Raw genomic sequence first — 9,953 nt, 5'->3', positions numbered from 1 at the left:
AGAACACCGAGATCGTCAACGTCGACAGTGGCGTCGACTACCGTCTGCGGCATCTGGAGCAGGCGGAGCTGTTTCACTATCCACTGGACGAAGCTGCCCATGAAAGCTTGCGCAAGAGCTTCCGTGCGCTGACGCCAGAGTGCACTCAGGCAGTGGAAAACGATGTGTTGATCATCGAGAACCGAGAAATTCGTGCACTGCGTACCTGTGATGACGTGGCCTGGTTCGACTTCCGTGAACTGTGCGATGGCCCTCGCAGCCAGAATGACTACATCGAACTGGGCAAGATCTTCCATGCGGTGCTGCTCAGCGGCGTGGAGCAGATGAGTGTCACCACGGACGATATCGCTCGGCGTTTCATCAACATGGTCGACGAGTTCTATGACCGTAACGTCAAGCTGATCATCTCCGCCGAGGTCGAACTCAAGGATCTCTATACCGGAGGGCGCCTGACGTTCGAGTTCCAGCGCACCCTCAGCCGGTTGCTGGAGATGCAGTCCCACGAGTTTCTGTCGCGGGCACACAAGCCATAATCTCGAGCCAACGAAAAGGGCCTGCATTGCAGGCCCTTTTTTTATGCCGCCTGTTGCTGGAACTGTTGGCGGTATTGATTGGGCGAGAGTTCGGTGTGCTGGCGGAACAGGCGGGCGAAGAAGCTGGCGTCGTCGTAGCCGACTTCATAGCTGATGGTCTTGATGCTCTTGCGGGTTCCGGAGAGCAGGCCCTTGGCTGTTTCGATACGTAGACGCTGCAGGTAGTGCAGGGGCTTGTCGCCGGTAGCCGTCTGAAAGCGGCGCATGAAGTTGCGAATGCTCATGCCGTGCTCGCGGGCCACGTCTTCGAAGCGGAACTTGTCGGCGAAGTGCTCTTCGAGCCAGTGCTGGATCTGCAGGATGATCACATCCTGATGCAGTTTCTGGCCGCCGAAGCCGATGCGCCCTGGAGCGTAGCTGCGTTGCACTTCGTAGAGGATGTCCCGAGCTACCGCCTGGGCGACGTTGGCGCCGCAGAAACGTTCGATCAGGTAAATGTACAGGTCGCAGGCCGAGGTGGTGCCGCCGGCGCAGTAGAGGTTGTCAGCGTCCGTCAGGTGCTTGTCCTGATTGAGCTGGACCTTGGGGAAGCGCTCGTTGAAGGTGCTGAAGAAGCGCCAGTAGGTGGTGGCTTCCTTGCCGTCGAGCAATCCGGCTTCAGCCAGCCAGAAAACCCCGGTGGCCTCGCCGCAGAGCACCGCACCGCGAGCGTGCTGGGTGCGCAGCCAGGGCAGTATCTGCGGGTAACGCTGGCACAGAGTGTCGAAGTCATCCCAGAACGCTGGGAGAATGATCACATCGGCATCTTCCAGCGGGCCGTCCACCGGCATGATCACATTGCTGAAGCTGCAGACCGGCTGACCGTCGGGGCTGACCAGGCGAGTTTCGAACGCCGGAGTCAGGCCTTGGCCCAGTTGTTTGCCGTAACGCAGGCTGGCCAGATGAAAAAAATCCTTGGCCTGCATGAGGGTGGAAGCGAAAACCCGGTCGATAGCCAGGATGCTGACGCGCCGCAAGGGCGTGGAGGTTTGGTTAGACATAATTCAATTGTTCTTATAGGGGAAAGTGGTCACCAGACGGCTGGATCGTCTTATTTTTTGTCGGATGTGTCCAGTGTCCCGTGCAGGTGCCTGGGGCTTAGGCTCTGCCAGCCAATCCCGATCAACTACAACCACAGGTGGCTGCATGATTCCCAGAACCTTGTTCAGTTCCGAGCACGAACTCTTCCGTGACAGTGTGCGTAGCTTTCTCGAGAAGGAAGCGGTGCCCTTCCATGGCGATTGGGAAAAGCAGGGCTATATCGACCGTCAGTTGTGGAGCAAGGCAGGGGAAGCGGGGATGCTGTGTTCGCATATCCCGGAGCAGTACGGCGGCCTGGGTGCAGACTTTCTCTACAGCGCGGTGGTGATCGAGGAGATCGGTCGCTTGGGGTTGACCGGCATTGGTTTCTCCCTGCATTCGGACATTGTCGCTCCCTATATCCTGCATTACGGCAGTGAAGCGCTGAAATTGAAGTATCTGCCCAGGCTGGTGTCGGGGGAGATGGTCACCGCCATCGCCATGACCGAGCCGGGGGCGGGTTCCGACCTGCAAGGGGTGAAGACCACGGCGGTGCTTGATGGTGACGACTATGTGATCAATGGTTCCAAGACATTTATCACCAATGGTTTTCTGGCCGACCTGGTGATTGTGGTGGCTAAGACCGATCCCAAGGCGGGAGCCAAGGGCACCAGCCTGTTTCTGGTAGAGGCCAGCACTTTGGGCTTCTCCAAGGGCAAGCGACTGGAGAAGGTCGGGATGAAGGCCCAGGACACTTCGGAGCTGTTCTTCCAGGATGTGCGTGTGCCCAGGGAGAATCTCTTGGGGCAGGCTGGGATGGGGTTCGCCTATCTGATGCAGGAGCTGCCTCAGGAGCGCCTGACCGTGGCAATTGGCGGGCTGGCCAGCGCCGAGGCCGCTCTGCAATGGACCCTGGAGTACACCCGTGAACGCAAGGCATTTGGCAAGGCAATTGCCGATTTCCAGAACAGCCGCTTCAAGCTGGCGGAAATGGCTACGGAAATACAGATCGGCCGGGTCTTTGTCGATCGCTGCCTGGAGCTGCATCTGCAAGGCAAGCTCGATGTACCGACTGCCGCCATGGCCAAGTACTGGGGGACTGACCTGCAGTGCAAGGTGCTCGATGAATGCGTGCAGTTGCACGGCGGCTACGGTTTCATGTGGGAGTATCCGGTCGCCCGGGCCTGGGCGGATGCCAGGGTGCAGCGTATCTACGCGGGGACCAACGAGATCATGAAGGAAATCATCGCTCGTTCATTGTAGAAGCCGGCTTGCCGGCGAATCGAACGAAGCGCATTGCGCGTTATGTTCATTCGCTGGCAAGCCAGCTCCTGCGGGGGCGTTATGGTGCGGGGTTGGGGTGGTCCTTATGGATAGCTTCGATTCCGGCCAGCACTTCTTCCGACAGCTTCAGCTCGGCGCTGGCGATATTGCTGTCCAGTTGTTCCAGGGTCGTGGCGCCGATGATGTTGCTGGTCACGAACGGCTGCTGGGTGACGAAGGCCAGGGCCATCTGTGCCGGATCCAGGCCGTGCTCGCGGGCCAGGGCCACGTAGCGGCTGCAGGCCGCTTCCGACTGTGGATTGAAGTAGCGGCTGAAGCGGCTATAGAGGCTCAGTCGTGCCTTGGCTGGGCGGGCACCGCCTTCGTACTTGCCGGACAGAAAACCGAACGCCAGGGGCGAGTAGGCCAGCAGGCCGCACTGTTCGCGAATGGCGATTTCTGCCAGGCCCACTTCAAAGCTGCGGTTGAGCAGGTTATAGGGGTTCTGGATCGAAACGGCCCTTGGCCAGCCGCGGCTTTCGGCCAGGGCGAGGAACTTCATGGTCCCCCAGGGTGTTTCATTGGACAGGCCGATATGGCGGATCTTGCCGGCCTTGACCTGCTCGTCCAGGGCTTCGAGGGTTTCTTCCAGCGGGGTGAAGACTTCGTCGGCCTGGTGCTTGTAGCCCAGCTGGCCGAAAAAGTTGGTGCTGCGCTCGGGCCAGTGCAGTTGGTAGAGGTCGATCCAGTCGGTTTGCAGGCGCTTGAGGCTGGCGTCCACGGCTTCGACTATATGTTTGCGGTTGTGTTTGAGCTGTTTGTCGCGAATGTAGTCGATGGTGTTGCCCGGGCCGGCGATCTTGCTGGCCAGGATCCAGTCGGCGCGGTCGCCACGTTGCTTGAACCAGTTGCCGATGTAGCGCTCGGTGGTGGCGTAGGTTTCGGCCTTGGGCGGCACCGGATACATCTCGGCGGTGTCGATGAAGTTGATTCCGGCGTTCTTGGCCCGCTCGATCTGAGCGAAGGCTTCAGCTTCGGTGTTCTGCTCGCCCCAGGTCATGGTACCCAGGCAAATCGCACTCACATTCAGATCGGTTCGGCCTAGCTGGCGGTAGTCCATCGAGTACTCCCTTGGCAAAACAATCATAAAAGCAGGTTGAAATTTTTTTCGCAATCTGCATAATTCGGCAGCTCTTTCTGCAGTGGAAGTGATGCGCCGCCTGCCGAAGAATCTTGCCGTATTTCAGACGCGCTGACCCGAGCCCCCGATAGCGTCTGTGTCCGGCTGCCTTTGACCTTGTCAAAGTACGCACTATTCAGTAAGATCCGCCGTCTATTTTGCTGGGCGGCCCCTGAGGCTATAAAGAATGAAAACTTTTACTGCTAAACCGGAAACAGTAAAGCGCGACTGGTTCGTCGTCGACGCTGCAGGTCAGACCCTGGGTCGTCTGGCCACCGAAATCGCGAGCCGTCTGCGTGGCAAGCACAAGCCTGAGTACACTCCTCACGTTGACACCGGCGACTACATCGTCGTGATCAATGCTGAGCAGGTACGTGTTACTGGCGCTAAAACCACTGACAAAATGTACTACTCCCACTCCGGTTTCCCGGGCGGCATCAAGTCGATCAACTTCGAAAAGCTGATCGCTAAAGCCCCTGAGCGCGTGATCGAGACCGCGGTAAAAGGCATGCTGCCTAAGAACCCGCTGGGTCGCGACATGTACCGTAAGCTGAAAGTCTATGCGGGCGCTGCTCACCCTCATACTGCTCAGCAGCCCCAAGAACTGAAGATTTAACGGAATAGTTCATTATGTCGGCGACTCAAAATTACGGCACTGGCCGTCGCAAGACTGCAACCGCACGCGTTTTCCTGCGTCCGGGCACTGGCAACATCTCGATCAACAACCGCTCCCTGGATAACTTCTTCGGCCGCGAAACTGCCCGCATGGTAGTTCGTCAGCCGCTGGAGCTGACCGAGACTGTTGAGAAGTTCGATATCTACGTCACCGTTATCGGCGGCGGTGTAAGTGGTCAAGCTGGCGCAATCCGCCACGGTATCACTCGCGCTCTGATGGATTACGACGAAACTCTGCGCAGCGCTCTGCGTAAAGCTGGTTTCGTAACCCGTGACGCACGTGAAGTTGAGCGTAAGAAAGTGGGTCTGCGTAAAGCGCGTAAGCGTCCGCAATACTCCAAGCGTTAATTCGCTACTGCGTTCAAAAACGCCCAGTCTCCTCGCGGAGCTGGGCGTTTTTTATTGTCTAGAATTTGCGCTGTGACAACTTGCCACATCCACGGAGGCCCTATACTACAAGGCTTCGGGCTGGGTCGGCTTGGTAATTACCTTGTCAGAATAGGGGCTTTTCATTACCATTCGGCAAAATTTTTATAAGTTCAGATTTTTACTTAGTAGATGCCTGATTTAACAGGCCACAAAGCTGATGGGAGAGGACTGAATGAGCAATGACGGCGTGAATGCAGGCCGGCGTCGCTTCCTAGTAGCAGCCACATCCGTGGTGGGTGCTGCTGGAGCGGTGGGGGCTGCGGTCCCGTTCGTGGGGTCATGGTTTCCCAGTGCCAAGGCGAAAGCCGCAGGTGCACCGGTGAAGGTGAATATCAGCAAGATCGACCCAGGTCAGCAGATGATTGCTGAATGGCGTGGTCAGCCGGTATTCATCGTCCGCCGGACTGAGGAAATCCTGGGGAATCTTAAAAAGATCGAGGGCCAGTTGTCTGACCCTGACTCCAAGAACTCGGTACAACCAACCTACGTCGACCCGGAAGTGCGCTCGATCAAGCCAGAGATTCTGCTGCTGATCGGTATTTGCACCCACCTGGGCTGTTCTCCGACCTTCCGTCCTGAAGTGGCGCCCGCGGATCTGGGCAAGGACTGGGTAGGTGGCTATTTCTGCCCTTGCCACGGCTCCCACTACGATCTGGCTGGTCGCGTCTACAAGTCGCAACCTGCGCCTTTGAACCTGCCAGTACCCCCGCATTCCTATGAGTCGGATGACATCATTGTCATTGGCGTCGACACGGAGAAAGCGTGATGAGCAAGTTCATGGATTGGGTTGATGCGCGCTTCCCCGCGACCAAGATGTGGGAAGACCATCTCAGCAAGTATTACGCTCCGAAGAACTTCAACTTCTTCTATTTCTTTGGCTCCCTGGCGCTACTGGTTCTGGTCAACCAGATCGTTACCGGTGTCTGGCTGACCATGAGCTACACCCCTTCGGCGGAAGAGGCCTTTGCTTCCGTTGAATACATCATGCGCGACGTCGAGTACGGCGCGATCCTGCGTCTGCTGCACTCCACTGGCGCTTCGGCGTTCTTCATTGTGGTCTATCTGCACATGTTCCGTGGCTTGCTCTACGGTTCCTACCAGAAGCCTCGTGAGCTGGTGTGGCTGTTCGGCATGTTGATCTACCTGGCGCTGATGGCCGAAGCGTTCATGGGCTACCTGCTGCCCTGGGGGCAGATGTCCTACTGGGGTGCCCAGGTGATCATTTCGCTGTTCGGTGCGATCCCGGTCATTGGTGATGACCTGACTCAGTGGATCCGTGGTGACTACCTGATTTCCGGTATCACCCTGAACCGCTTCTTCGCCTTGCACGTGGTGGCCCTGCCGATTGTTATCCTCGGTCTGGTGGTGCTGCACATCCTGGCGTTGCACGAAGTGGGTTCGAACAACCCGGACGGCGTCGATATCAAGAAGAACAAGGATGAGAACGGCATCCCGCTGGATGGCATTCCTTTCCACCCTTACTACACCGTGAAAGATATTGTCGGCGTGGTGGTGTTCCTGTTCGTCTTCTGCTCGATCGTATTTTTCTTCCCGGAGATGGGCGGTTATTTCCTCGAGAAACCGAACTTCGAACCGGCCAACCCGTTCAAGACGCCTGAGCATATTGCTCCTGTTTGGTACTTCACTCCGTTCTACGCGATTCTGCGTGCGGTGCCAGACAAGCTCTTGGGTGTTATCGCCATGGGTGCTGCAATTGCGGTCCTGTTCGTGCTGCCTTGGCTCGACCGTAGTCCGGTCAAGTCCATGCGCTACAAAGGCTGGCTGAGCAAGATCTGGCTGCTGGTGTTCTGCGTCTCGTTCGTGATCCTGGGTGTGTTGGGTGTGTTGGCGCCAACTCCGGGCCGTACGCTGTTGTCGCAGGTGTGTACCTTCCTGTACTTCGCCTACTTCATTCTGATGCCGTTCTATACCAGGCTCGAGAAGACCAAACCGGTTCCGGAAAGGGTGACTGGCTGATGAAAAAGCTATTTGCTGTACTGATTCTTGCTGCTATGCCTGTGTTGTCTTTCGCGAATACCGCGGGTCCTGAGTTGGAGAAGGTTGATATTGACCTGTCCGACAAGGCTGCCCTGCAAGACGGTGCGCGTACTTTCGCCAACTACTGCATGGGCTGCCACAGCGCCAAGTTCCAGCGTTATGAGCGAGTTGCGGATGACCTGGGCATTCCTCATGACCTGATGTTGAGCAAGCTGGTTTTCACCGGCGCGAAGATCGGTGATCACATGAACATCGGCATGCAGCCGGCGGATGCCAAGACTTGGTTCGGTGCTGCGCCACCTGACCTGACCCTGGTGGCTCGCGTTCGTGGTACCGACTGGCTCTATGGTTATCTGAAATCCTTCTATGAGGATCCGGCTCGCCCTTGGGGTGTGAACAACAAGGTTTTCCCGAATGTGGGTATGCCTAACGTCCTGGTGGGTCTGCAAGGCCGTCAGGTGGTTGGCTGCAAACAGGTTCAGATCGTCGAAGACGGTAAGAAGCAATACGATCCGCTGACCGGTACTCCTCTGACTCATGAGGCTTGCGATCAGCTGACCATCAAGGAAAACACCGGCACCCTCAATGAGGCGCAGTTCGATGAGAAGGTCAAGAATCTGGTGACCTTCCTGGCCTACTCGGCCAACCCGGTCAAGCTGCAGCACCAGCGCATCGGTACTTACGTACTCTTGTATCTGGCCTTCTTCTTCGTATTCGCCTATCTGCTCAAGCGCGAATACTGGAAGGATGTGCATTGATAGCGTTTTAAGCATCAGTTGTTGAACATGCGCGCCCAAGGGCGTCTCTGAAGCTGTAACAACCCTGTATCATTCGGGGGTTACCAGAGGCGCCCTGAGGGCGCGCTTGTTTTTTCTGCTTCCGATAATTTCAACAAGCGAGGAGGATCGCCATGGGCGTGACCAATCGGTTGGCCTGTTACTCCGACCCCGCCGACCACTATTCCCACCGGGTGCGCATTGTGCTTGCGGAGAAGGGTGTCAGCGCCGAGATCATCAGTGTGGAGGCGGGACGTCAGCCGCCGAAACTGATCGAAGTGAACCCTTATGGGAGCTTGCCAACGCTGGTCGATCGGGATCTGGCGTTGTGGGAGTCGACAGTGGTGATGGAATACCTGGATGAGCGTTACCCTCATCCTCCATTGCTGCCGGTTTACCCTGTTGCACGTGCCAACAGCCGCTTGCTTATACATCGCATCCAGCGTGATTGGTGTGGGCAGGTGGACCTGATTCTGGATTCGCGGACCAAGGAGGCGGTACGGGTGCAGGCGCGTAAGGAATTACGTGAAAGCCTGACGGGGGTTTCTCCGTTGTTCGCCGATAAGCCATTTTTCCTCAGTGAGGAACAAAGCCTGGTGGACTGCTGCCTACTGCCCATACTCTGGAGATTGCCAATTTTGGGTATCGAACTGCCGCGGCAGGCCAAGCCGCTGCTTGATTATATGGATCGCCAATTTGCGCGTGAGGCTTTCCAGGCTAGTTTGTCTGGCGTCGAACGTGATATGCGCTGAGGCTTAAGGAGCCGCTATGAACTCCAGTCGACCTTATCTGGTCCGCGCGCTCTATGAGTGGATTGTGGACAACGATTGTACCCCCCACATGCTGGTCAATTCCGATTACCCAGCTGTGCAGGTGCCCCAGGGTTTCGCCAGTGATGGGCAAATTGTCCTGAATATTTCTCCCAGTGCCGTGCGCCATCTGCACATGGATAACGATGCAGTAACTTTCGAGGGGCGCTTCGGCGGCGTACCTCACAGTCTGCACGTGCCGGTTGCTGCGATCCTTGGGATTTATGCGCGGGAGAATGGGCAGGGCATGGTCTTTGATCTGGAGTCGCCTCTTGATGAGGAGGACGATATCGAGCCGGATGACGACCTGCCTCCACCGGACAGCGAGCCGCCGCGGCCTAGCGGCCGGCCGAGCCTGAAAGTGGTGAAGTAATAAAAAAGGCGATCCGGATGGATCGCCTTTTTTGTATCTACTGCTGTGCTGTGTCAGTCGATGTATTCAAACAGCTTGACGATTTTCTGTACGCCGGAGACGCCCTGTACCAGGCTGGTGGCTTGGGCGGCTTCCTGTTGGGTCAGCAAGCCCAGCAAATAGACGATGCCGTTCTCGGTCACCACCTTGATCCGTGAAGCGGGAATGCTGGCGTCGGTGAGCATCTGGGTCTTGATCTTGGTGGTCAGCCAGCCATCGTTCTGTCGTGCCAGGAATCCGGATGGCGGCAGCACCTGTAGTTCGTTATGTACCTTCTTGACTCGCTGCACCTCGCTGGCGGCCTGTTCGGCCATGGCCTTGAGGTCGGGGCGAGGTGTCTGGCCGGCTAGCAGGACGATGCCGTTGAAGCTGGTGACGACGATGTGCGAGTTGTTTTCCAGGTCCGGGTTGGCCTTGGCAACGTTCACGGCGACTTTGGTTTCGATCAATGAATCGTCGATCTTGCTGCCGAAGGTGCGGGTGCCGCGATCGTCATCAATTGGTTTGTCGCGGGTGGCGGTAATCACCGAGCTGCAACCAGTGATGCCGAGGCACAAGGTCAAGGCCAGAAGGCCAAGGCGATTAAGGGTCATTCTTCACTCCCGAACAATTGGCTGTCGATCAAGTCGCAAAGGCAATGGATCGCCAGCAGGTGGACTTCTTGAATACGTGCAGTGACGGTGGCCGGTACGCGAATTTCCACATCTTCAGGCAGTAGCAGCGAGGCCATGCCTCCGCCGTCGCGACCGGTCAATGCTACGACAATCATTTCGCGATCATGTGCGGCCTGGATGGCTTGAATAATGTTCGCCGAGTTAC

13 protein-coding genes are annotated in these 9,953 nt (G+C 57.1%); 9 read left to right on the top strand and 4 right to left on the bottom strand.

The genetic code is table 11. The annotated features are described in order from the left end of the window. Positions 1–533: cell division protein ZapE (gene zapE / locus BLX41_RS34980; protein WP_259744650.1), on the top strand; the 533-nt coding region annotated here is incomplete at its 5' end. Positions 534–574: 41 nt separating this feature from the next. On the opposite strand, the gene BLX41_RS10255 is transcribed toward zapE, so the two are convergent. Beyond that, positions 575–1,474, bottom strand: a complete 900-nt coding sequence (locus BLX41_RS10255) for a GlxA family transcriptional regulator (protein ID WP_185073497.1) — start codon at positions 1,472–1,474, stop codon at positions 575–577. A gap of 244 nt (positions 1,475–1,718) precedes the next feature. Here BLX41_RS10255 and BLX41_RS10250 point away from each other — a divergent pair, with 244 nt between their 5' ends. After that, a complete protein-coding gene (locus tag BLX41_RS10250) occupies positions 1,719–2,855 on the top strand; it encodes an acyl-CoA dehydrogenase family protein (protein ID WP_123724780.1) in 1,137 nt (378 codons plus the stop codon). Positions 2,856–2,934: 79 nt separating this feature from the next. On the opposite strand, the gene BLX41_RS10245 is transcribed toward BLX41_RS10250, so the two are convergent. Then, positions 2,935–3,975, bottom strand: a complete 1,041-nt coding sequence (locus BLX41_RS10245) for an NADP(H)-dependent aldo-keto reductase (RefSeq protein WP_123724779.1) — start codon at positions 3,973–3,975, stop codon at positions 2,935–2,937. 247 nt (positions 3,976–4,222) lie between these two features. On the opposite strand from BLX41_RS10245, the gene rplM reads away from it, so the two are divergent. The 7 genes from rplM (at position 4,223) to BLX41_RS10210 (ending at position 9,095) form a co-directional block, all read left to right on the top strand. Beyond that, positions 4,223–4,651, top strand: coding sequence for a 50S ribosomal protein L13 (gene rplM, locus BLX41_RS10240; RefSeq protein ID WP_007928449.1), 429 nt, complete (start codon positions 4,223–4,225; stop codon positions 4,649–4,651). A gap of 14 nt (positions 4,652–4,665) precedes the next feature. Next, positions 4,666–5,058, top strand: coding sequence for a 30S ribosomal protein S9 (rpsI, locus tag BLX41_RS10235; RefSeq protein ID WP_003228056.1), 393 nt, complete (start codon positions 4,666–4,668; stop codon positions 5,056–5,058). Positions 5,059–5,311: 253 nt separating this feature from the next. Continuing rightward, on the top strand, positions 5,312–5,905 hold the full coding sequence (gene petA, locus BLX41_RS10230) for a ubiquinol-cytochrome c reductase iron-sulfur subunit (protein WP_011063329.1): 594 nt from the start codon (positions 5,312–5,314) through the stop codon (positions 5,903–5,905). Further along, positions 5,905–7,116 carry a cytochrome b gene (locus tag BLX41_RS10225; protein WP_123724778.1) on the top strand — a complete coding sequence of 404 codons (1,212 nt, stop codon included), beginning with the start codon at positions 5,905–5,907 and terminating at the stop codon, positions 7,114–7,116. The genes petA and BLX41_RS10225 overlap by 1 nt, the downstream gene beginning before the upstream one ends. Continuing rightward, positions 7,116–7,895, top strand: coding sequence for a cytochrome c1 (locus tag BLX41_RS10220; protein ID WP_123724777.1), 780 nt, complete (start codon positions 7,116–7,118; stop codon positions 7,893–7,895). The genes BLX41_RS10225 and BLX41_RS10220 overlap by 1 nt, the downstream gene beginning before the upstream one ends. 152 nt (positions 7,896–8,047) lie before the next feature. After that, positions 8,048–8,665: a glutathione S-transferase N-terminal domain-containing protein gene (locus BLX41_RS10215; RefSeq protein WP_102860311.1), complete on the top strand. Its 618-nt coding sequence runs from the start codon at positions 8,048–8,050 to the stop codon at positions 8,663–8,665. Positions 8,666–8,681: 16 nt separating this feature from the next. Continuing rightward, positions 8,682–9,095, top strand: coding sequence for a ClpXP protease specificity-enhancing factor (locus BLX41_RS10210; RefSeq protein ID WP_123724776.1), 414 nt, complete (start codon positions 8,682–8,684; stop codon positions 9,093–9,095). 53 nt (positions 9,096–9,148) lie between these two features. Here the strand turns inward: BLX41_RS10210 and BLX41_RS10205 are convergent, their stop codons facing one another. Continuing rightward, positions 9,149–9,727 (bottom strand): BON domain-containing protein, encoded by a 579-nt coding sequence (locus BLX41_RS10205; protein ID WP_123724775.1) that lies wholly within the window; start codon positions 9,725–9,727, stop codon positions 9,149–9,151. Next, a partial coding sequence (locus tag BLX41_RS34975; RefSeq protein ID WP_473241677.1) for a phosphoheptose isomerase family protein occupies positions 9,724–9,953 on the bottom strand: 230 nt, incomplete at its 5' end. The genes BLX41_RS34975 and BLX41_RS10205, both read right to left, overlap by 4 nt.

It is taken from the genome of Pseudomonas protegens, assembly GCF_003732485.1.
In the GTDB taxonomy this organism is placed as follows: Bacteria; Pseudomonadota; Gammaproteobacteria; order Pseudomonadales; family Pseudomonadaceae; genus Aquipseudomonas; species Aquipseudomonas protegens_B.
The sequence above is the reverse complement of the archived record's forward strand: the minus strand, read 5'-3'. Positions and strand labels throughout refer to the sequence as shown.